General features: G+C 43.9%; 19 protein-coding genes and 1 pseudogene. 9 read left to right on the top strand and 11 right to left on the bottom strand.

Translation table 11 applies throughout. The features are described from left to right. Positions 1-60: 60 nt before the first annotated feature. Positions 61-1,188 (bottom strand): SUMF1/EgtB/PvdO family nonheme iron enzyme, encoded by a 1,128-nt coding sequence (locus H6G03_RS06385; RefSeq protein WP_190463213.1) that lies wholly within the window; start codon positions 1,186-1,188, stop codon positions 61-63. 85 nt (positions 1,189-1,273) lie between these two features. Beyond that, the gene (gene rlmD / locus H6G03_RS06390) at positions 1,274-2,674 is read right to left on the bottom strand and encodes a 23S rRNA (uracil(1939)-C(5))-methyltransferase RlmD (protein ID WP_190463256.1); all 1,401 of its coding nucleotides are present in this window, start codon (positions 2,672-2,674) and stop codon (positions 1,274-1,276) included. A 112-nt stretch (positions 2,675-2,786) separates the two neighbouring features. Here rlmD and apcD point away from each other — a divergent pair, with 112 nt between their 5' ends. The 6 genes from apcD to purF all read left to right on the top strand — a co-directional run bounded on the left by apcD (position 2,787) and on the right by purF (position 12,285). Next, positions 2,787-3,272 carry an allophycocyanin subunit alpha-B gene (apcD, locus tag H6G03_RS06395; RefSeq protein ID WP_190463214.1) on the top strand — a complete coding sequence of 162 codons (486 nt, stop codon included), beginning with the start codon at positions 2,787-2,789 and terminating at the stop codon, positions 3,270-3,272. A 166-nt stretch (positions 3,273-3,438) separates the two neighbouring features. Then, complete coding sequence (locus H6G03_RS06400; protein ID WP_190463216.1) at positions 3,439-3,597, top strand: hypothetical protein; 159 nt, start codon at positions 3,439-3,441, stop codon at positions 3,595-3,597. 577 nt (positions 3,598-4,174) lie between these two features. Beyond that, entirely contained in the window at positions 4,175-5,461 is a 1,287-nt protein-coding gene (locus H6G03_RS06405; protein WP_190463218.1) for a PAS domain-containing sensor histidine kinase, read from the top strand. 137 nt (positions 5,462-5,598) lie between these two features. After that, positions 5,599-6,414, top strand: a complete 816-nt coding sequence (locus H6G03_RS06410; protein WP_190463220.1) for an Rpn family recombination-promoting nuclease/putative transposase — start codon at positions 5,599-5,601, stop codon at positions 6,412-6,414. A gap of 321 nt (positions 6,415-6,735) precedes the next feature. Then, the gene (gene purL, locus H6G03_RS06415; RefSeq protein WP_190463222.1) at positions 6,736-10,575 is read left to right on the top strand and encodes a phosphoribosylformylglycinamidine synthase subunit PurL; all 3,840 of its coding nucleotides are present in this window, start codon (positions 6,736-6,738) and stop codon (positions 10,573-10,575) included. A gap of 213 nt (positions 10,576-10,788) precedes the next feature. Continuing rightward, complete coding sequence (purF, locus tag H6G03_RS06420; protein WP_190463225.1) at positions 10,789-12,285, top strand: amidophosphoribosyltransferase; 1,497 nt, start codon at positions 10,789-10,791, stop codon at positions 12,283-12,285. A gap of 141 nt (positions 12,286-12,426) precedes the next feature. Here the strand turns inward: purF and H6G03_RS06425 are convergent, their stop codons facing one another. Then, on the bottom strand, positions 12,427-13,041 hold the full coding sequence (locus tag H6G03_RS06425; RefSeq protein ID WP_190463227.1) for a chorismate lyase: 615 nt from the start codon (positions 13,039-13,041) through the stop codon (positions 12,427-12,429). Between the two features lie 86 nt (positions 13,042-13,127). Continuing rightward, positions 13,128-13,331, bottom strand: coding sequence for a hypothetical protein (locus tag H6G03_RS06430; RefSeq protein WP_190463229.1), 204 nt, complete (start codon positions 13,329-13,331; stop codon positions 13,128-13,130). A gap of 404 nt (positions 13,332-13,735) precedes the next feature. On the opposite strand from H6G03_RS06430, the pseudogene H6G03_RS06435 reads away from it, so the two are divergent. After that, positions 13,736-14,032 (top strand): annotated as a pseudogene (locus H6G03_RS06435) (glutathione S-transferase family protein); the annotation flags it as partial. Between the two features lie 35 nt (positions 14,033-14,067). Here the strand turns inward: H6G03_RS06435 and H6G03_RS06440 are convergent. The 6 genes from H6G03_RS06440 to H6G03_RS06465 all read right to left on the bottom strand — a co-directional run bounded on the left by H6G03_RS06440 (position 14,068) and on the right by H6G03_RS06465 (position 19,533). Then, on the bottom strand, positions 14,068-14,916 hold the full coding sequence (locus H6G03_RS06440) for a S1 family peptidase (RefSeq protein ID WP_190463233.1): 849 nt from the start codon (positions 14,914-14,916) through the stop codon (positions 14,068-14,070). A gap of 26 nt (positions 14,917-14,942) precedes the next feature. Continuing rightward, positions 14,943-16,259, bottom strand: coding sequence for a S1 family peptidase (locus H6G03_RS06445; protein ID WP_190463235.1), 1,317 nt, complete (start codon positions 16,257-16,259; stop codon positions 14,943-14,945). A 21-nt stretch (positions 16,260-16,280) separates the two neighbouring features. Further along, the gene (locus tag H6G03_RS06450) at positions 16,281-16,817 is read right to left on the bottom strand and encodes a COP23 domain-containing protein (RefSeq protein ID WP_190463237.1); all 537 of its coding nucleotides are present in this window, start codon (positions 16,815-16,817) and stop codon (positions 16,281-16,283) included. A 118-nt stretch (positions 16,818-16,935) separates the two neighbouring features. Continuing rightward, entirely contained in the window at positions 16,936-18,090 is a 1,155-nt protein-coding gene (locus H6G03_RS06455) for a serine/threonine-protein kinase (RefSeq protein WP_190463239.1), read from the bottom strand. A 302-nt stretch (positions 18,091-18,392) separates the two neighbouring features. Next, complete coding sequence (locus H6G03_RS06460) at positions 18,393-18,983, bottom strand: response regulator (RefSeq protein WP_322111860.1); 591 nt, start codon at positions 18,981-18,983, stop codon at positions 18,393-18,395. Between the two features lie 355 nt (positions 18,984-19,338). Further along, positions 19,339-19,533 (bottom strand): hypothetical protein, encoded by a 195-nt coding sequence (locus tag H6G03_RS06465; RefSeq protein ID WP_190463240.1) that lies wholly within the window; start codon positions 19,531-19,533, stop codon positions 19,339-19,341. A 15-nt stretch (positions 19,534-19,548) separates the two neighbouring features. Between H6G03_RS06465 and lipA the strand changes: the two genes are divergently transcribed. Together lipA and psaX are read left to right on the top strand one after the other, a co-directional pair. Beyond that, a complete protein-coding gene (gene lipA / locus H6G03_RS06470) occupies positions 19,549-20,496 on the top strand; it encodes a lipoyl synthase (protein ID WP_190463242.1) in 948 nt (315 codons plus the stop codon). Positions 20,497-20,630: 134 nt separating this feature from the next. Then, complete coding sequence (psaX, locus tag H6G03_RS06475; RefSeq protein WP_190463243.1) at positions 20,631-20,771, top strand: photosystem I protein PsaX; 141 nt, start codon at positions 20,631-20,633, stop codon at positions 20,769-20,771. A gap of 29 nt (positions 20,772-20,800) precedes the next feature. Here psaX and H6G03_RS06480 read toward each other — a convergent pair whose 3' ends face one another. After that, positions 20,801-21,694 (bottom strand): branched-chain amino acid ABC transporter permease, encoded by an 894-nt coding sequence (locus H6G03_RS06480; protein ID WP_190463245.1) that lies wholly within the window; start codon positions 21,692-21,694, stop codon positions 20,801-20,803. Between the last annotated feature and the right edge of the window lie 402 nt (positions 21,695-22,096).

Below are 22,096 nucleotides of genomic sequence, written 5' to 3' on the forward strand. Positions count from 1 at the left end.
TGATTTGGAATTTTGGATTAATATGCGATCGCAGACACTTATATTAAAGTGCTATTCAGTTCACGCAGCAGAACACGCAACGCGAAAACCGAAGTAGGAAACCATAGCGCCGGTAAAATTGCAGTTACGAAATGCAGAGCGACTGTCTGCTGGATAGTGAATCCACGAACCACCGCGCAGTACCCTTAATTCGCTAAAATCAGACTCCCAAACACTGCCATCACTGGGCGCACCTCTATAATGTTCATGCCAAGAATCAGCACACCATTCCCAGACATTTCCGTGCATATCGTATAGCCCAAAAGCATTCGGCGCAAAACTCCCAACTGGGGTTGTCTTATTACGATAAGTTCCTTGGGGTTCACAGGCGTAAGTCTTTTCTCCGTTGTAATTGGCTAATTCTGTAGTGATTGTCTGACCAAAATAAAAGGGTGTTGTTGTTCCAGCACGACAAGCATATTCCCATTCGGCTTCGGTGGGCAAGCGATAATTGCGCCCGGTTTTTTGGGATAATCTGGCACAAAATTCCACTGCTTCGTACCATGTTACCCTCTCTACTGGTAGATTTGCACCTTTAAAACAAGATGGATCGGAATTTAGTGAAATGTTGACTTGAGGTAAAGCTGCAACAGCTTTCCACTGTGCTTGTGTGACGAGATATTTTCCCATAAACAAGCTCGAAACTTTTACCTTATGCTGGGGGCTTTCATTGTACTTTGTTTCCTTCTCGGTTTCGGGTGAACCCATCCGGAAATTCCCACTTGGAATTAATACCATTTCCAAAAAAGCTCCATTGCCCAAATCTTCTGTGAAGTATCGGGCAATCTCAAGGCGGCGACTGATTTCTTTCCCAAATTTATTAACTTCGATCGCATCAAATTCAAAAAAAGATAAAACATTATTTAGATGCTGTTCAACTTTTAATTCCGTTCTATATTTGAGCAAAGAATAAGCTGTAAATTGCACCTGCTTGGATTCATCTTGCAAAGCCTGAATTACCAAGTCTAAGCCTGTTTCTCCATATTTAAGCGCATCCGAAAGTGCAGCGACTCGCATTTCTAAGTCTGGGCTAGCTAACCGCCGTTTAACCCCTTCGATTCCTCCTAAAATAGCTGCATCAATAGGTGGCGAATTTTGACCGCCCAACACGGCATCGTATTCTCTAGCTCGATCGCGATTTTCTGCCATTGTCCTTGTTCTTGCAACGCTGTTTGGCAACCTCGACGGCGTTTAACCCTTGGCGAAGATGTGGGATATGTAAAATTTGGTAGATTCAACGCACCAAAAAAGCTGCTGCCTCAACGTGCGCCGTCTGCGGAAAGAAATCGGCAGGTTGTACTTTTGTCAAGCGATATTCGCTGTTTTGACACAATAATTTAAGGTCGCGGGCGAGAGTGGCGGGTTTGCAACTGACGTAAACAATGCGCTGAGGTTGAATTTGCAGTAAAGTGTCGATGACAGCCCGATCGCATCCCTTTCTGGGCGGATCTAACAATACAATATCCGGCTTTACATCTAACTGCGGTAGTAACTTCTCGACTTCGCCAACTTGAAACGTCACATTATTAATACCGTTCAATTCTGCATTTGTCTTTGCCTGTTCTACCGCCTCCGATTGCACTTCCAAGCCAATTGCTTCCCGTACCCGTTTCGCTAACGGCAAAGTCATTGTACCGATACCGCAATAGGCATCGAACAAAACCTCATCGCCTTGCAGATGCAATTCAGATTCAATAACCTGCAACAGTGCCTCGGCAGTTTCTGTGTAAACTTGGAAAAAAGTATCCGGGCGAATTTGGTACTCTAAATCAGCAAACACTTCGCGCAAGTAAGGTTTGCCGACAATACAGCGAGTTTCGTCTCCGAAAATAGCATTAGTGCGATCGCCATTGCGATTCAGTGACACCCCTACCAACTCAGGATACCGCTTCAGCCACTCCTCTGCCTGCGCTTTCATTCCCGGTAATTTCCAATCCTTGACTACCAAAGTTAGCAGCATTTCACCGGTACGGCGTCCAATTCGCAACGCCAGATGCCGAATTTGCCCTTTGTGACGGCTTTCATCGTAAATTTGCCACCCCCGCTGCTGGATATCCCGTTTCACTTCTGCCAGGAGGGGATTTAACCGCGCATCTTGCGTCGGACATTGACTCAAGTTAATCAATTGGTGACTGCCTTTTTGGTAATATCCCGCTTGCACTTGTCCCGTGGCTGATGATATCGCTAGAGGATATGTCGCTTTGTTACGATATCCCAAATCGGAATCACCCGCTAAAATGCGATCGACTGGTGGATTGTCAATACCGCCTATGCGCTGCAAAGCTTGAATCACCTGATTTTGCTTCGCTTCTAGCTGATACTGGTAATCAATATGCTGCCACTGACAGCCGCCGCATTTATCAGCCACAATGCAGCTAGGGCGAATGCGATGGGCAGATGGTTCGATAATTTGGTGAAGTTTGCCGTGGGCGTATTCCGGTTTCACCCGCACCAGGCGAACTGAAATGCGATCGCCTACCACCGTATCCGGAACAAACACCACCCGTTCCCTCCAACGCCCCACCCCATCCCCAGAGTCGGTTAAATCGTCAATATCGATCTCAACCAAGTTGCCTTGTTGCCAGATATCATCAGATTTTGAATATTCAGTTTTAGACTCAGAATTTTGAATCATCGCCATTTTTCTATCTCCCCCTCTCCCCATATCTCCATCACCTCTCTTTCTTTGTGTCACTCAGAATCGTTAAACTACGTAATGTTATCTGAGTTAACGCAATCGCAATATCATGAGCGTAGTTAGCCAAGTTATTCTCAAAGCCGACGACGAGCTTCGCTATCCTAGCACCGGCGAACTCAAGAGTATCAAAGAGTTTTTTCAAACCGGCGTACAGCGGACACGCATCGTCGCCACACTAGCTGAAAATGAAAAGAAGATAGTTCAAGAAGCCAGCAAACTCCTGTGGCAGAAGCGTCCCGACTTCATCGCCCCTGGCGGTAACGCCTACGGGCAGCGCCAACGGGCGTTATGCTTGAGAGACTATGGCTGGTACTTGCGCCTGGTCACTTATGGCATTCTCTGCGGCGACAAAGAACCGATCGAGAAGATCGGTTTGATTGGCGCACGGGAAATGTACAATTCTTTGGGCGTCCCCGTACCCGGAATGGCGGAAGCTATCCGTTGCTTGAAGAAAGCTTCTTTGGCTCTTTTGAGTGAAGAAGATGCTGCCGAAGCAGCGCCTTACTTTGATTACATTATTCAGGGGATGTCCTAATTCCCACTTTCTGAGTACGCTCAGAAAGCTGACTGATCTGAGCCAAAGTTTGCCTTCGGGACGTCAATAGACTTCAACCTTTTCATTTTAGCCTCCTTCCCCACCCTTGTCGGTGCTTCCTGGCTGACTCTTTGTCAGGACACTGACGATCGGTGGGGAAATTTTCATGGTCTTAATCTTAAATGAAGATAAACTTTTGCCAATAAAAAACCGACAGTCTGCTTGTGGGATCTGTCGGCTGGTCGTGTGTTCCCTGTCGATGACTCGGCTAGAGTTCAGTTGTTTTGTAGTATGGCCGTTTCGCAACGGTGCGATCGCGATCTAAATCATGTTATTTTGTGATTTACATCACTAAATTTATACCGAAATTTTGCATTATCTACCTATCTGGACTTAAGCTGAAAATACCCAGAATTTCAAGAGATGGCCCAATCCTTCCTGTCTTGGTTAGAAATTGGTAACACAGGTTTTGTTACTATCACAACACCTACTATTTCCAGGTAAAAAGTTCTCAATGGATCGTGAAAGTAAATTGTAGTTTTATAAAGTATTTCTCATAGAAAAATTAAACTTTCAAAACAATCCTTTCCTTAATGGAAAAAATAAAATTTATTTATTTGTAATCAATGTTACAACTAACACAGCTTAATTCGCTTACCATAGATAAAGCTTAAAAATCTGCAAGACTTTTTATTCTCTTCTGGTATCGCCAAAAGACTTATTCCTGTTGCGCCAACTAAAATCTCTAAACAGTTATTTTAGTAGAGCGAAATAGCGCTGTTTTGTCTAGATTTATGCTGGTTTTTAAGTAAAATTGAAGCCATTTGTAAAATTGGCAACAGCTCAAGTCGGAATTTTAAACTAAAAAAATTAGTGTCCTAAATTACGGAGAGTTTTAGCCAATGTCTTTGAATGTAGAACATCAATATCAAACTATCGACAGGATAGACAATACACCTGAATTAGCGCCCAGCATCTCTAGCAAAAGAGAGAGATTAGAAAAAAGATTACAGGAAACGGAAGTAAATTATCGCAATATCTTTGAAAATGCCCTCTTAGGTATGTTTCAAGCTACAAGCAGTGGCGAATACTTACTAGCAAATCAAATGCTATCTTCCATATACGGATATGATTCACCTACAGAACTTATTGCGAACATTACAAATATCAAAGAGCAGCTATATGTCAAGCCAAATCGTTATACCGAGTTGATGGAATTATTGGAAAAGCGAAATATCGTATGGCAATTTGAATCTCAAGTATATCGTAAAGATGGCAATATAATATGGATTTCTGAAAATGTAAGAATTATTTATGATAGCAGCGGCGATATAGTTGGTTATGAAGGATATGTGCAGGATATTAGCGAGCGCAAACATTCTGAGGAAATGATGCAGGCGGAGCTTGCAAAAGAAAAAGAAATTAATAACATCAAAGCTCGATTTTTTTCAATGGCCTGCCACGAATTACGGACATTTCTAACAATCATCATAGCAACCAGCGATTTACTAAAACTACACGGAAATAAGTTAAATACAAAAGATAGATTACATTATTTTGATAAAATCACAGAAAATATTAAAAGTATGAACGAATTATTGGAAGGTTTTATAGCAATTGGCAAAGCCGAATTAAAGAAAACAACAGTTAACTTCTCTGCCTTTGAACTTAAAAGCTTTTGCGAATCCATTTGGGAGGACGTTAAAACAATTACGAAAACTACACACAAACTAGCATTCCAGAATAATTGCAATAATCTTACTTTAGTTTCTAATAAAACTCTTTTAAGGCAGATTTTGATGAATTTGCTGTTAAACGCTGTTAAGTATTCTCCTGAAAATAACACACTTTTCTTTGAATTAGATTGCCAAAAAAACCTAATAAACTTTCGGATAAAAGATCGAGGCATAGGTATTCCCAAAGAAGATCGGGAACACCTATTTGAAGCGTTTCATAGAGCGAGCAATGTTTTGAACTTTTCTGGGACGGGTCTGGGAATGGCAATTGTTAAAAGAGCGGTGGAATTACATGGCGGTAGCATCGCAGTCGAAAGTGAAGTGGGTAGTGGAACAACGATAACAGTAACTATACCAACTATTTGTACCAATTTACATACTAGCAATTGGGAAAGTAAAATATTTTGTGTTTGCGACGATCGCGATCGCTCTCTCCAAAATAGCAGCTTATAGCAAAAGTGACAGTGGAATAGAGCGATCGTCTTGACAAGCGATCGCTTTTTTTTCCTATAGGTTATTAACCAGCCGATCGTATCTCAATCGTGTCACAATAGAAAACAGGAAAACAGCCACGCTACGCGACAAATACTGTGAGAACCGATACCATTTTCTATCAACTTTTTCAAACCTTCCCCAGCCTACTATTTGAACTCATCGCTGAACCTCCATCGCTCGCTAATAGCTATGAATTTTCCTACAGAGAAATCAAAGAACTTGCTCGCAGCTTTGATGGTTTGTTTTTGCCAACTGAAAGCGCTTCCCAACAACCCATTTACTTTGTCGAAGTTCAGTTTCAGCCAAAATCAGACTTTTACTGGCGATTTATAACGGAAGTATTTGTCTACTTGGGTCAGTACAAACCTGCTAACGACTGGCGTGCAGTAGCAATATTTGCAAGGCGCAATTTAGACGATGGAGTACCAATGCAGTATCGAGGTTTGCTTATGAGTCAGCAAATCACATCTGTATATCTCGATGAATTAGGGGAAACAGCATCTTCATCCCTCAGCTTGGGAATAGTACAGCTAGTAGTTGGAAGTGGAGAAACCGCAGTTGAACTAACTCATCGACTCCTGCAACAAGCACGCACGCAACTGTCGGATGAAGCTCTCTTACGGAAAGTTATAGAATTGATTGAGAGCGTCTTGATTTACAAGTTTACCGCACTAAGTCGTCAGGAGATAGAAACCATGTTTGGATTAAGCGATCTAAAAGAGACAAGATTTTATCAGGAAGCCAAGGAAGACGGCAAACAGGAAGGCAAGTTAGAAGGCAAGTTAGAAACAGTACCCATTTTATTGCAATTGGGTTTGACTGTCCCACAAATAGCCGAAAGACTTGGTTTGGATATTGAAGCGGTAAAACGGGTTTCTCGTGCAGAAGTTGGCGATCCGCCAAAAGGATAATTTATCGGGATTAGATTAAGAGCGATCGCACTTCAAATTGCCCAATATGGAAGTGCGATCGCTCTTTAATCTCTTCCTTAACAAAATCGCGTCGCCCTTGGGATTATTGGCTCTCCCGTACCTATGGTGATAAATTTAGCTAATGAGGGAAATATGTAAACAAAGCAAAGTAGAACACTAACGATATTTAGAGTAATTTAAAGAACGTACTTAGTTTGCCATCCTGATTCTGTACAACTGAATTCGCCAAATACGAAAAGATTGCACGAAACAGGACAATAATCGATAAAATTAAGCCTGTGCTATTACTGCAAGGGTTCCATGTCTACCACTTCTCCTTTCTCTCCTGAAGAAATCGCCGCTGAAGGACTCAAACCTGAAGAGTATCAAGAAATCGTTAACCGTCTCGGTCGCCATCCCAACAAAGCTGAGTTGGGAATGTTTGGCGTCATGTGGTCGGAACACTGCTGCTACAAGAATTCCCGACCCCTACTCAAACAGTTTCCCACCACAGGCGATCGCATCCTCGTCGGCCCCGGAGAAAACGCCGGAGTGGTAGACTTAGGTGACGGAATCAGACTCGCCTTTAAAATAGAATCTCACAACCACCCCTCAGCAGTCGAACCGTTTCAAGGTGCAGCCACAGGCGTTGGTGGTATTCTGCGCGATATCTTTACAATGGGTGCTAGACCGATCGCCCTATTGAATTCCCTTCGCTTCGGTTCTCTGGAAGATGCGCGTACCAGAAGGTTGTTCAGCGGCGTAGTTTCGGGAATATCCCATTATGGAAATTGCTTAGTCGCCAACGAGACATTTATCTGGCGCGACGAGAACGGCGTCCATTTTGATACAATCGGAAACTTTGTGGAATCGCGGTTACCATCGGGCAAAACAACCGTAGAATTAGATGCTACTACCTCTGTAGAAACCCTCTCCATAGACCCCGACACTCTGCAAAGTTGCTGGCAACCAGTGCGACGTATTTTCAAGCGACGCAGCAATAAACTTGTAACTATTCGTACAAGTTTAGGCCGTACTCTCAGGGTCACGCCAGATCATCCCAGTTTCATTCGACGTAACGGCGAGTTGGACATACTGCCAGCACTATCTTTAAGCGTTGGCGATGAAATTCCCATACTTACCAATTTCCCTTTCTCGGACAGCGAGGATATTCCGCCACTAGATTTACTTAGCACCTTGGATGAGGCGCACAGTAAAGACGTTTATGTAGCTTTGCCTCCAAATTGGCAGGCAACGGATATTGTTCGTGCAGCTTTACAATTGCTCGAATCTTGTGCAAGTAATCGTTGCCGCTACTTGAAAAAAGGCTTACTCCCCCTGCAACATTTTCTGAGTTTGGAACCACTGCTCAACGTTTCCCGTAGGGATATATGGCTTTACCGCAAAAGTGGTAAAGCTAACTACATGAAAGCAGTCATCCAGCCAGATGAGCTATTTGCACGTTTACTTGGCTACTATCTCTCTGAGGGATGTGTATCCCAAAACGGGAATACCGATAAAATCATTTTCACCTTTGCTCACCACGAAATCGAATACGTTAATGACGTATTGGATGGTCTAAAACGTTTGGGATTGAAAGGCTACGTAGAAAAACGCGCTTCCACTATTGCTGTGTACGCAACTTCCTGGTTGCTCGGACACCTATTGAAAAACGTTTGGCACTGTGGTAAAAAAGCAAGCAATAAGGCTTTTCCTGCTTTTGTCTTCCATTGGCCTCGAAATTTACAGAGGGAAGCACTCAAAGGTTTGCTGCGCGGTGATGGTTCTCTAACAACGCGCACCAAAGGCAGTCATACCAAAATTGCCTTTGCTACGACCAGTCACAAATTATTTGAGCAAGCAATAACTCTGATTCAAAATCAGGGCGCTATTCCACTAATTTATCACCGTCTTGCCAGTCAAGGACAAATCGAAGGACGCACTCATCAGCGCCTACCCTTGTGGCAATTGGAAGTTTGCAACTTTGCCGGATTGACAGCATTAGCTAATGTTTTTAGCGAAGAACGCACTGTCGAGTTAGCCACAGCTTTAACTCGGTATAACGGAACAAAATATTCGTTTCCGCGTTTTCGGCAATCATCAGATGATGTCGCTTTTGTCAAGATTAAAAGCATAGAAACTAATAACGTTGATGAATGCGATGTCTACGATGTTGAGGTAGATAATACTCATCTTTTCGTTACCAATTCCGGTATAGTTACTCATAATTGTGTGGGAGTACCCACAGTTGGCGGCGAAGTTTATTTCGATCCTGCTTATTCCGGAAATCCCTTAGTTAACGTGATGGCATTGGGGTTGATGGAAACCCAAGATATTGTCAAATCTGGTGCAGTAGGAATCGGCAATCCCGTACTTTATGTCGGTTCTACCACGGGAAGAGATGGGATGGGAGGCGCAAGTTTTGCCAGTGCGGAACTTAGCGATGAATCGATGGACGATCGACCCGCCGTGCAAGTGGGAGATCCTTTCTTAGAAAAATCTCTGATCGAAGCTTGTTTGGCAGCTTTTAAAACAGGTGCGGTTGTCGCCGCACAAGATATGGGTGCAGCAGGAATTACCTGTTCTACTTCGGAAATGGCAGCAAAAGGCGGTGTGGGAATAGAACTGGATTTAGATAAAATCCCAGTGCGGGAAAGCGGTATGGTTCCCTACGAATATTTACTGTCAGAATCCCAAGAAAGGATGCTGTTTGTTGCCCATAAAGGACGCGAACAGGAATTAATTGATATTTTCCATCGTTGGGGGCTGCACGCGGTAGTAGCGGGAGAGGTAATTTCAGAACCAATTGCGCGAATTTTGTTCCAAGGTAAAGTGGCAGCTGAAATTCCCGCTACTGCATTAGCGGATAACACACCAATTTATCATCGCGAGTTACTGGCACAACCTCCAGAATACGCCCGCAAAGCTTGGGAATGGACAGATCAATCTCTACCTGCTTGCAGTATAGGTGGGATCGAAATTGAAGGTAATTTGAAAAGTTGGAACGATATCCTGCTCACACTTTTGGATAATCCCACGATTGCATCTAAACGTTGGGTTTATCGTCAGTACGATCATCAAGTGCAGAACAATACTGTCATTTTACCCGGTGGTGCCGATGCCGCAGTTGTCCGAATTCGCCCCGCTGAAGAACTTCCCAATCCAAAAACGGAAATTCAAAATCCAAAATTGGGAGTTGCTGCAACTGTTGATTGCAATTCCCGTTACGTTTATCTCAATCCCTACGAAGGTGCTAAAGCAGTTGTCGCCGAAGCTGCACGCAACCTCAGCTGTGTGGGGGCAGAACCTTTGGCAGTTACGGATAACCTCAATTTCGGCAGTCCGGAAAAGCCTGTCGGATATTGGCAACTGGCAGAAGCTTGTCGGGGAATCGCGGAAGCTTGTCGGGAATTTAGTACACCCGTCACTGGTGGTAATGTTTCCCTCTACAACGAAACGCTCGATAGCGATGGTAATCCCCAGCCTATCTATCCCACGCCTGTGGTGGGAATGGTGGGATTGATTCCCGATATTACCAAGATTTGCGGTCAAGCTTGGCAACAAGCCGGAGATTTAATTTATCTGCTGGGACAACCTCTTGTGGGACAGGCGTCTCGCCTGTCACAAACAGAAGGCGGGCAGGATGCCCGCCCCACAAGAGAGATAACATTGGCTGCTTCCGAGTACTTAGCTGCAATTCACGGTGTTGTCGCCGGAATTCCTCCACTGATAGACTTTGAGTTGGAACGCCGCGTGCAAGCTGCCTGTCGGGAAGGAATTCGTCAAGGTTGGGTGCGATCGGCTCACGATTGCGCTGAAGGAGGATTGGTGATTGCACTCTCGGAAGCTTGCATTGGCGGTAAGTTAGGTGCCGAAATTAATTTAGGAGTTAGTTCATCAGATTCTGTGCGCTGGGATTGTCTTCTATTCGGGGAAGGCGGCGCAAGAATTATTGTGTCGGTAGCGCAAGATCGATCGGAAATCTGGGAATCCTATTTGAAGGAGCAACTGAGCGAGAATTGGCAAAAAATCGGTCAAGTCGGTAATCCCGATGCCCATTTACGGGTAATTACGGCAGACGATCGACCCTTAATCGACGTTACCATTACGGACGTGTGCGATCGCTCCTTTCACGCGATCGAACGGCGTTTAAGTATTTAGCCAATGAGCCCAGTTCTCTTTTATTGAGTGTTTCAGTACAAATAGTCCAGACCGCAGTAGGGGCGACTTCGGTTAATAATGGGAGCAAAAACCCTCCCCTACTCCAAAAATCGGTCTTGTTAAGAGCTGTTTAAGATGGGTAAACTTTTGTTAATCTCTCTCTTAAGAGCGATACCTCTGACTCAAAATTCCTATTAGGAGCAAAGCCGTAGCATGATCCCCAACGATCCCTTCTCCTGTGACGACTATCCTGGCATGAGCGACGAGGCAAGAATCGATAAACCAGAGGAAGCCTGTGGTGTTTTTGGCATCTTAGCACCGGAAGAAGATGTCGCTAAATTAACTTATTTTGGGCTGTACGCTTTGCAGCACCGAGGTCAAGAATCGGCAGGCATTGCCACTTTTGAAGGCGATCGCGTGCATTTGCACAAAGAAATGGGGTTGGTGTCCCAAGTCTTCAACGAAGTTATCCTCAAAAATCTTCCTGGTAATTTGGCTGTGGGTCACACCCGGTACTCTACCACCGGTTCCAGTCGCGTTGTTAATGCTCAGCCCGCAGTTGTGGAAACTCGTCTGGGTTCATTGGCTTTAGCACATAACGGGAATCTTGTCAATACGGCAGTTCTGCGGGAAGAGTTGCTGGAAAGTAACTGTAATTTAGTCAGTACAACGGATTCAGAGTTGATTGCCCATGCGATCGCCGAAGAAGTAAATGCGGGCTATGACTGGCTGGAAGGTGCGATTCGCGCCTTCCATAGGTGTCGGGGAGCCTTTAGTTTAACGATCGGCACTCCAGTAGGTATCATGGGCGTCCGCGACCCTAACGGTATTCGTCCTTTGGTAATAGGTACGATCGACACAGGCGAAGATGGGCGTACCAAACGCTACGTCCTCTCCTCCGAAACCTGCGGCTTAGATATAATTGGAGCCGAATACCTGCGCGATGTAGAACCGGGAGAATTGGTTTGGATCACAGATGCCGGACTGGCTTCCTTCCACTGGACGCAACAGCCAAAGCGCAAACTTTGCATCTTTGAAATGATTTACTTCGCACGCCCAGATAGCATTATGGAAGGCGAGAGCCTGTACAGCTATCGGCTGCGACTGGGGCGTCACCTGGCAGAAGAATCACCAATTGATGCCGACATTGTAATCGGCGTACCCGACTCTGGCATTCCTGCTGCGATTGGTTATTCGCAAACTTCCGGCATTCCCTACGCTGAAGGTCTGATTAAAAATCGCTACGTGGGTCGGACTTTCATTCAGCCTACTCAGAAAATGCGGGAAACCGGTATCCGTATGAAACTCAATCCTCTTAAAGATGTTTTGGGTGGGAAGCGGATTGTGATTGTCGATGATTCGATCGTCCGGGGAACTACCAGCCGCAAACTCGTCAAGGCATTGCGCGATGCGGGTGCAACCGAAGTGCATATGCGAATTTCATCCCCGCCAGTCACTCACCCTTGCTTCTACGGCATCGATACTGACAGTCAAGACCAATTGATTGCCGCTACCAAATCTGTCGCTGAAATTGCTAAGCAAATCGATGTTGATTCATTGGCATATCTCAGCCGCGAAGGGATGCTCAAAGCAACTGGAGAAGACCCCCAAAGTTTCTGCTCTGCCTGCTTCACTGGCGATTATCCCATCTCAGTTCCGGAGCCTGTCAAACGCTCTAAACTGATCCTGGAAAAAGTTGCCAGCGTTTAAGTAACTCAAGTTGATAGTTATAGCATTGAGGGCTACAGAAGAGGGAGAGTGGGGGTGCGGGGACACGGGAGAATAAATCTTTTCCCTTTTCCCTCTCTCTCCTTCCTTTTGACTTTTGACTTGGCGTAGCGGCGCTACCGACTATCCATCCATCTGCATTGGGCCAAGATACTTGGTTAAATAAGGGGAAAAAACTTCATAAATAAGCGTTAGGGGCTGTCTGTGATGCCAAAATAAGTAGTGACGGCCCCAAAACGGCCCCTCATATCCAAATGCAGTCTCTAAGGCAGACGATCGACCGTAATAAATTCCTTGCACATCTCTATATAACTCAGTTCGCAGGCGTTCCAAACTGGCCCAAATTGGCAAAGAGCGATTTTGCAAGTATTCATCCACATGGCTAGCTTCCCACCAAGAAGCAGCATAAGCCAACCGTTCTCCAGAAGCCTTGCGTAACCATACCTGTCGTCGTATGCGTGGCCCCGGCACGACTTCCATTTGTGCGGGTGCGCCATCCGAGTCCATCGCAATGGCAGACATATCAATCACATCTACTTCTATCTTCTCCCCAGTGAGCAATTGCAGGTGGCGCGTTGGAGAACCGTCTCCCAGCAGAAACATTTGCCATGTTGGTGCCAGCTGAGTGTGCGGCAATCCTTGTTGAATAATTGCTTCTCCTCCCTCCCAGATCGGAGTAAGCGGGTGCCAAGCGGTTGGCTGGGTCAGGATTTCTGTGGCTCTGTAGGTTGCAGTCAAGGTTCATTACATAACTTAACTGTTTATAATGATAACCTTGCTGGCGATCTATTCCCGATCTCGGTTAATTACAAGGCTAACTGGACTTATTGGGGGATGCGGCTCATAATTCTTTTCTGACGCTCAGCAGCTTTGTCGTCCTCTTCGGTGCGATCGGCTTCGGAAACTGGGAGATCGATATTATAATCCGCGTCAGCAGTATCTGAACCAGTTTCAGGGGTTAAGAAACCGGAATCATCCAAATTGTCAGCATCAGCTTTTTCTGCTGGTTTATTGGTTTCTGATATCATTTTTTTTGCCTCAATCTTGAATGCGATCCCAAACAGCTATAACTTCAGCAAACTTTCTCGTCGGTTATCCCACAAAGGTTGAAAATTTATTAGTAATCTACATCAGTCTTAAGTAGGATATTGGTTACTAAGAATAAAAAACCTATCTGTCCGTAATTTCGCAAAAAGCCTGCGTTTATCAGGGCGAACGCAAATAAAAGCCCTATCTAATTTAATTTTATCCTGGAATGCGATCGACAATCGCGATCGGAAGCTTATTTTGCTTATTTGGATCTAAAATTATTTTTAGGTAAACAGGCGAAAATTTATCAATTGAAAATAAAAATTTTTCTGTAAATTATACCACAATGCTGGAAATTTAACTAGAAATAAAAATCGGCCTAAAGTGCGATCTAGCAAAAACGATGCTTAAACTTTATCACACCCCCATTTCCCCAAACTCTCGCCGTGTCTGGATTACGCTGCTAGAAAAGCAGATCCCGTTTGAACTGCTGAAGATGGAGCTGAATGGCGATCAGTTGCAACCGGATTTTCTCGCCCTTAATCCTTTCCACCACATTCCAGTTTTAGTCGATGACGATTTCACGATCGTCGAATCCTTAGCAATTCTTGACTATCTGGAGGTGAAGTATCCCGCGCCTGCGATGCTACCCACCGATGCCAAAGCGCTAGCAACTGTCCGGATGGTGGAAATGGTGACAAGAAGAAGTCGATCGCATTTCTTCATTCCATATTACTATTCAGGACGCTTGAAAATATCCCCTGAAGGTTCTGGTTGCTTGTTTCCATTACTTGTTGTTGGTGATGTCTGAAGTTCACCAGCACTTTGGTCTATTTTTAACTGTAAATTTGAGGCTATGCTCGACTTTAAAAAATTCTTGATGGGAATACCCCAATTATTACCAAAACTTTCATCTAAAGCTGGGCATTTTGTCAGTATAGCAGGGTTTTCTTTATCATGCCCCGGCTTTCCATGAATAGCTACCACCCGACCCTTTTTATCAAAGACTGGACTTCCACTCATTCCCCTAATAGTTGGATTGGTGTAGTTTACTATGTAACCCTCATTATAATCTTCTTCTTTATAATCGGGATCATCACTAATTTTTGAAATGTCACTTTTTGATAACAGAATTTTAGAAACCTTTCCTTCGTTAAACTCATATTTACGTTCTTTTAAGCAATCCTTCCATCCAGAGATATAAACTGTTATACCTTTAGGCAAAGATTCTAAATTTGATATGGTGGCAACTGTGTAGTTTTTACCTTTAGCGGTAAATTCTATAATTGCTAGGTCAAATTTTGAATCCGGGCGCAATTTTTCATAATTTATCTCATATTCTCTTCCATCAAATGTCTTCACTTTATATTTATCATCTATCTGACCAGGCGGGATACCAACAACGTGCTTAGATGTAAGAACATAGTAAGTATCATTACTTTTAGCTACGATGAACCCAGAGCCAGTAGATCTTCCGCTGATAGAGACAGTAACTTTTTGCTGTGGAGAAGAACACCCTGATATGCTCACAATCAGAATTCCAGAAATAATCAGTAATAATCGGTTTATTGGAGAAGTAATCATGTTTTATGTGTAATGAATGTTTAGGATTATTGTTGAGTATCATTGGGATCAACTACCTGATTATCATCTTTTAAATCCGCTTGTTTTAAATTTTGATTAGTTGGAGTAATTAATTTTACTAGGTATATTAATTGGGCTATATCATCTGATGTTTTTGCCCCTAATTTAATTTGTTCTTCGTTTAAAGCATATAATAATTGGTAAACTGATTGAGTTGGTTTATGATTTTCATTTGTAGAATTTTTACCTTTTCTTGAATCATTTGTTGTTTTACTTTTATGGCTTATTTTTCTTCCTTTTGGCTGATTTATTAACATTAAAATCCCGATTAATGATATTAATAATATTAATAATAAAATTATACCTGCCAATACTCTTATAAAATCCAAATTCGTGAGATTAAATTGATTTTTATTTCCTTCCCCGTTATTACTATTCGAGGTTTGCTGAGTATAGTATACATATTCAACTCCTTTAGGTGGTGATAGTTTATCAAATGGATTTGTAGGAGCATTATTTAAATAAGTTTTAATAGGAATTCCTAATGCTAAAGACTTCTGTTGAGTTATTTCAGGACTACCAGAACCATCTGCGTAGCTGTACTGAGAATTATTCGATTCGGCTTTTCCTCTACCATTGATAGCTACTACTTGGCCTTGAGTGTTTAAAACCGCTCCTCCACTCATTCCTTCCTTAGTTTCATTGGTATATCCAATTTGATAACCGTCAACTAAAAGTTGATCAAATATAAAAACTTCTCCCTGTGTAAATGTGAATTCAGCTGGACATGACATTTCGCGGGAAGTTAGTTGGCATGGAAATCCAGCAACATATATTTTTTCATTTTCTTTTAAATTAGATGATTTACCTAGTGTAGCTGTTTCATAGCGATAAGGACTATAAAAATACAACAGTCTTAGATCTGCATCAAATTTTGCAGGGTGTAGAAATCCTTTATGAATTAAGCCATCATGTGTTTGGATATAAGACTCTTTAGTTGATGACTTTGCTACATGATCATTGGTGAGAACTAGATATAGGTACGGTAAATGTGGCGATGTTTTTACAGTATTTACTTTCAACAAAATTCCCGATCCGCTAACTTCAAAAGTTCCTATAGTATTAGCATTCCATTCTTTACGATCGACCGATAAGACTCTTACCGAAATCAATCTAGCTTTATCACGTATTATACCTTCTGGTAGTGCTACTGATTGAGTAGGTGAAACAGTTGGCGTAGGAGTTTTATCTGAATTGGAAGAAACTAAAGCCTGCACGGGTAGTTCTAAAAATAGACTACCTATACAGGCTAAAATTAGTGGCAAAGTTGAAGCAAATCTCATTTAGACCAAAGATTATGTAAACTACCGGGCGCAAACTTCCTCCGCAACAACGCGCTTGCCTGCTAGAATATCATTAATGTTAACATAAGTAGAGCAAGGTGCTTCCCGGCGCGGACGACCTGCGAAGTTGTTGTTATTGAGTGCAAACAAATCTTCCAAGACTGCTTTGGGGTCATCTTCTGGTTTTAAGGTGTAAAACAATTGATTACAGCCATTACCCTTATAATTGGTAAAACAAATGACATTTTGGTTATTCATCCGCCCATGAGTTATATACTGACCTCCTTGACTGAAAGAGGTATTCAATCTTCCTGTTACCTCTGCACATCTTGTTTGCGGAGTATAGCCAACGGCGCTACCAAAAGGTGATGTCCAACGGATAAATTGTCTCGATTCACCTTGATTAATTCTGGCGAATGTTACTGGCGTACCCCCAATAGTTTCACAGGTAAAATTTACTGTTTTTTGAGCGATAGCTGGACTGAGTGTAAATCCAGCAAAAGACCCTCCTATCAAAACAGAGACTATCAATGCCTTGACACGATTTATTAGTCTCACTTTTCAGCTACCTCCTTATTTGAATAAAAGTTTTCTGAGTTAGAAAAAAAGCTATTCTATTTTACGATACCACCAACTTTCTTTTGTAGCAACTGTACTACATAAAAGTTTAATTTGTTTACTTTTGACTAGACTGAGGGCGGCAGAATATATCGCTACAAGGCGGATCGGGGTTTGGCGAAGTAGGAGTTGGACTGGGCGAATCAGAGACAGTTGGGCCAGTAATTCCAAACGATTTGAAAACCATAAAGGCTATAACCAAAGCCCCTACCGCTACTATGGGTGCTAATATTGCGAACATTAACCATATAGGAGTAGATTCTAACCATCCGTTTTGTTTGGGTTTTCCCCCAGTCACTCCTACTGGAACTGGTTGACTTCTCCCCCCAGATTGTCCTTGTCCCGGCGCTACTATCAAAGTATTTTTAAACTTTTCCACCTCTTCCAATACCTCAGAAGCCGATCGATACCTCTTTTGCCAATCATCCCGCACCATTTGCTCTAAAATCTTTGCCAACCCATTATTTACCTGCACTCGATCCCGCCAAACAACTTCACCTGTACGAGGATCTGTCGGTAATTTTTCTGGGTCTAATCCTGTCAAAGCTTCAATTGCTGTCATTCCCAGCGCGTAAATATCGCTGTTTGGTTTCGCATCCCCTTGACGTTGTTCTTTGGGTGCATATCCTGGTGTGTGAATTTGTGTTCCTTTCTGTGGCGAATTTTGGAAAATCGATCGCGCCACTACTTCCTTCACCGCACCAAAATCAATCAGGACTATTTTCTTGTCCCGATTTCGTCTCATCAAATTCTCCGGCTTAATATCCCGATGTATAATCCCTTGACTGTGAATATATTCCAGAACCTTCAGCACATCTTCCAATAATTCCACAACTTCCTCTTCTGGAAGCGTTCTGACTCGCTGTAATTCATCCCTGAGAGTATGTCCCTCAATCAATTCTTGGACTAAATAAAACTCTTGATTATCGTCAAAATGGGCAAAAAATTGCGGTATTTGGTTATTTGTGGGCGGATTGGTTAATTTGTGTAAGACTGACGCCTCGCGTTTAAATAAATCTTTGGCTTTGTTGAAAGTGTTTGGGTTGTTACTGACAAAGGTCAGGCGTTTAACCGCGCACTTTTTATCCATTGCTTGAGTGTCTTCCGCCAGGTAGGTTTCGCCAAAGCTACCCTCACCTAGCAGTTTGATAATTCGGTAATGTCCGCCTACAATTTGCCCAACTTGGAGAGGTTGTCCCTGCAAGAAAGTCATATCGTGCTACCGTGAAGAGCGCTCTGGCTTTGGGCCTAGATTTGCTAAAACTAAGTCCCTTATTTTTCCCCATCCTAAAGGATGAATTGCCAAATTGCCACCAATGCTATTGGCTTACAAGTTTTCTCTGTAATCTCCTTTTGGCCCCCTTCCCTTCTGGGTAGGCAGGTAGGTTCCTGCTGTCACCGCATCGGTCGAGTAATGCCAGAAACCGGGTTTTTCTTGGCTAGTAACAACAAAAGCTACCCACCAAAAAAACCCGGTTTCTCTAAACGCACAAAATCGGCTTTACACGCCAGCGACTACTTTTTCAGCTTCTGAAGGAAAGCCATGATCTGAGCATTTTGCTTCTTCAGTCCATCAATCTCAGCCTGCATCTTGGCCATTTGCTGTTTCAGAGCTTGGATTTCAACTGTTGCCGCTCCGTCAGTGGCCGCAGTTGCCGGCGCTGCTGCACTAGCTGGAGCTGCACTAGCTGGAGCTGCTTTCGCCGCAGGTGCTGCTGCTGCTGCGGGACGTTTTTTCGACTTGTCTAGGGCGGTTTTCAGCGCTGCCATCAGCTGCTTCTGGTCAAATGGCTTTGCCAGAAACTCAAAAAATTCAAATGGTTCCGGAATTTCTTTAGTAACTTCGTCTTTACGGCCTGACATTACCACTAAAGGAATCGTCCGGAGCTCTGGTTGTTTTTCGATTTCCTGAAAAACGTCCCAACCACTTTTCTTTGGCAGGATGAAATCCAACATAATCCAGTTCGGACGTTCCTTGCGGATTAAATTGAGTCCTTCTACGCCGTCTTTGGCTTCGACGATCTCAAATTTACCCGCAGGTAACATATCTTTTACGGTTTTTCGGATGACTCCGCTGTCGTCTATAACGAGTATTTTGTTAGGCACGACCGATTCCTCTGCGGGAACAGTGATTTTTTTCTAAAACTAATGCTATCGTGTGGGCTTCTTTACTGTGCTAGACACCGCAGCGCTAACACGGGTTGGGTTTTTGTGTTGTATCGGCTGTCCGATCGAGGCAAGTATTTTTTGCCGCTAACAACCGAATCCTGGCAAACACGATGAGATGGGCCGCGTTTGGATAGACTGTATTAGCCTTTTTTCAGCTTACCAGCGAACGACGTTTTACTTTCCCAAGGGAATTTAAGTATATGAAAACCTCCCACACTCACAAGCTTTAGTCTCGATACGGACAATTGAAATTGTCTATTAAGACCAATATTTCTATGTCTACGCACCCATACTACCAGTTCCTTGCCCACCCTAGCAGCACTTTGTCTGACATCAGCGCAAGTGCGGCGATGGCGGGAGTAAATTCTGATGGCGTCGATCGCATAAGAGTCTCAGGTGACATACGATTGCCATACCAGTTTAGCCAACGCTCTACAATTTGAGGCAGACTAATTTTTAAAAGTGCTAGGACCTTGTTTTTCAGCATAAATACTTAAGTTCTATGGCATCTGAAGCTAATCGTACAGATATAACCGCAAAAGCCAATACCCAAATGAAATCTGAAATTGAGGCTATGCCGGCTTGGTTGCGAAGTCGAGGTATCGGTAAAGCCAGTGAAATCTCAACTGTGCAGCGCATTATTAAGCAGCGCCAGATTCACACCATTTGTGAAGAAGGGCGCTGTCCCAATCGGGGTGAGTGCTATTCCCAAAAAACAGCGACTTTCCTACTGATGGGGCCGACCTGTACCAGAGCTTGTGCTTTTTGTCAAGTAGATAAAGGTCACGCGCCCATGCCTTTAGATCCTCAAGAACCCCAAAAGGTGGCCGAATCAGTGCAGTTGCTCGGTTTGCGCTATGTGGTGCTGACTTCCGTGGCGCGAGACGATTTGGCAGATGGGGGAGCGGGTTGGTTTGCGGTGACAATGGGGGCTATCCGCGAGTTAAATCCCCAGACGCAAATAGAGGTGCTGACACCAGACTTTTGGGGCGGTCAAGGAGATGCAGAGCTTACGCCAGAAGAAAAACAGCATCAACGGATTGCTACGGTGGTGAAGGCAAAGCCGGCTTGTTACAACCACAATATTGAAACGGTGCGACGGCTGCAAGCACCGGTGCGGCGAGGGGCTAAGTACGATCGCACTCTCGCCGTCCTCCAGATTGTCAAACAACTCGACTCCACAATTCCCACCAAATCCGGGTTAATGCTGGGACATGGGGAAACGGAAGCAGAAGTAATCGAGACAATGGCAGATTTAAGGGCTGTGGGGTGCGATCGCATCACCTTGGGTCAATATATGCGTCCCTCTCTGGAACACCTGCCGGTGCAGAAGTACTGGACACCGACAGAATTCGATCGTTTGGGTACGATCGCCAAGGAAATGGGCTTTTCTCACGTTCGTTCCGGGCCACTCGTCCGCAGTTCCTACCACGCGAGTGAGACTGCTTAAGGGAAACAGCCTCAAGATTTGCAACTTGAGGCATACCTTACAAATTTACAAATCTTTCTCGGATGTTGTGTTATTGGGGATCGATCTTTGGTATTTGTTGATCAATCACCAAAACCAAATTAGGAGAACAGCCTATGACTGCTAAAGTCCCAAAAACGACTAATGCAACTCGTCCTAGCACAAAAGGCCCCTATCCGTTTCGTACAGCTTGGTTTCTACTGCTGTTAGGTATCAACTTCTTGGTAGCAGCCTATTATTTCCATATTCTGGTATAACACCGACATTTTTTGACAATCGGTGCTGCTCAGAGCGTGCCTTTGAACAAACCTTGGGGACGAACGAGCAGCACTATTACCATGATGACTAGCGCTACAGCGAGTTTATATTCTGGCCCTAAAAAGGGAATGCTGAATTGTTGACCGATGCCGGCGGTAACTTCCTGGGCTATACCAATGACGAAAGCACCTGCGATCGCACCGTAAGGATTGCCAATTCCACCCAGAATTACAGAGGCAAACATCGGCAAGATCAAAAACCATCCCATATTAGGCCGAATTCCCGTAATCAGGCCGTACATACCGCCACCTAAAGCGGTTAAAGTGCCAGCGATCGCCCAAGTCCAAATCACGACGCGATCGACATTGATACCAGTGACGCGAGCTAAGTCAACATTATCTGCGACGGCTCGCATCGCTTTGCCGATTTTGGTATTCTGCAATAACAAGTGCAGTGACACAATTGCCAAAATAGCTAAAATTACGACGACGATCCGGTAGAAAGCGACTCTGACACCGAAAATGTCGATCGCATCTGCAACAGGTAAAGCATAGGATTGGTTGCTACCTCCCCAGATGAAGATAATACCGTTGCGGATAAATAAGGCCAATCCTATAGATAGGATCATTAAAGTGGTAGAAGTAGCACGGCGATCTCGCATCGGCGACCACAGCAGCTTTTCTGACAGCACCATTCCGGCTACCGTTACGATCGCACCAAAAATCAGCGCCAACCAGATATTTACTCCACTCGTATTTACTACCCAAGCCAGATAAGCTCCCAGCGTCATAAAGTCACCGTGAGCGAAGTTGGCTAGCCGCAAGATTCCATAGGTCAGCGTTAAACCGACTGCTGCCAGAGCAATGATACTACCTACCGCAATCCCGTTTACAAACAGCTGTGCAATTTGTTGTACGTCCATTTTTTGATTTATAACCTTTACCCAGTCCTATCGCTTTGATAGATTGTCTCCCAACACAACTGCTTTGAAAAGCTTCATATTTTGAAAGCTATATAAAAATGCTGCAAAATCTCAGAAAAGCAGACTGACTGGCTTCCTACAAGCGCAATTGCTAACTTTCAGCTTTGTCTGACCCGCAGAAAATATTAATTTTTTTGGTTCTCCTTGACTCTCCAGTGCAGGGGAGGGTTTATCGTAGTATTGTCAGTTTCGCTTAAAACGTAATCTACCTCATTGTGTAAGTCTTGTCTAAGAGTTGACATCCTCCTCGACCTAAAGGTACGAGGATTCCAAAGATCGCTCTTTGGGCTTCCTCTTTCCACGACTCGGCTTACTTGGAGGGATTTCTCCACCCAGGCAGAG

This window comes from Aerosakkonema funiforme FACHB-1375, from assembly GCF_014696265.1.
Taxonomy (GTDB): Bacteria; Cyanobacteriota; Cyanobacteriia; order Cyanobacteriales; family Aerosakkonemataceae; genus Aerosakkonema; species Aerosakkonema funiforme_A.

Coding starts and splice junctions, on each gene's coding strand:
- purL (WP_190463222.1), top strand. CDS start 6,736: ATGTCTACCACTTCTCCTTTCTCTCCTGAAGAAATCGCCGCTGAAGGA.
- purF (WP_190463225.1), top strand. CDS start 10,789: ATGATCCCCAACGATCCCTTCTCCTGTGACGACTATCCTGGCATGAGC.
- H6G03_RS06445 (WP_190463235.1), bottom strand. CDS start 16,259: ATGAGATTTGCTTCAACTTTGCCACTAATTTTAGCCTGTATAGGTAGT.
- H6G03_RS06400 (WP_190463216.1), top strand. CDS start 3,439: ATGGTCTTAATCTTAAATGAAGATAAACTTTTGCCAATAAAAAACCGA.
- H6G03_RS06480 (WP_190463245.1), bottom strand. CDS start 21,694: ATGGACGTACAACAAATTGCACAGCTGTTTGTAAACGGGATTGCGGTA.
- H6G03_RS06430 (WP_190463229.1), bottom strand. CDS start 13,331: ATGATATCAGAAACCAATAAACCAGCAGAAAAAGCTGATGCTGACAAT.
- H6G03_RS06440 (WP_190463233.1), bottom strand. CDS start 14,916: ATGATTACTTCTCCAATAAACCGATTATTACTGATTATTTCTGGAATT.
- rlmD (WP_190463256.1), bottom strand. CDS start 2,674: ATGATTCAAAATTCTGAGTCTAAAACTGAATATTCAAAATCTGATGAT.
- apcD (WP_190463214.1), top strand. CDS start 2,787: ATGAGCGTAGTTAGCCAAGTTATTCTCAAAGCCGACGACGAGCTTCGC.
- H6G03_RS06385 (WP_190463213.1), bottom strand. CDS start 1,188: ATGGCAGAAAATCGCGATCGAGCTAGAGAATACGATGCCGTGTTGGGC.
- lipA (WP_190463242.1), top strand. CDS start 19,549: ATGGCATCTGAAGCTAATCGTACAGATATAACCGCAAAAGCCAATACC.
- H6G03_RS06455 (WP_190463239.1), bottom strand. CDS start 18,090: ATGACTTTCTTGCAGGGACAACCTCTCCAAGTTGGGCAAATTGTAGGC.
- psaX (WP_190463243.1), top strand. CDS start 20,631: ATGACTGCTAAAGTCCCAAAAACGACTAATGCAACTCGTCCTAGCACA.
- H6G03_RS06465 (WP_190463240.1), bottom strand. CDS start 19,533: ATGCTGAAAAACAAGGTCCTAGCACTTTTAAAAATTAGTCTGCCTCAA.
- H6G03_RS06405 (WP_190463218.1), top strand. CDS start 4,175: ATGTCTTTGAATGTAGAACATCAATATCAAACTATCGACAGGATAGAC.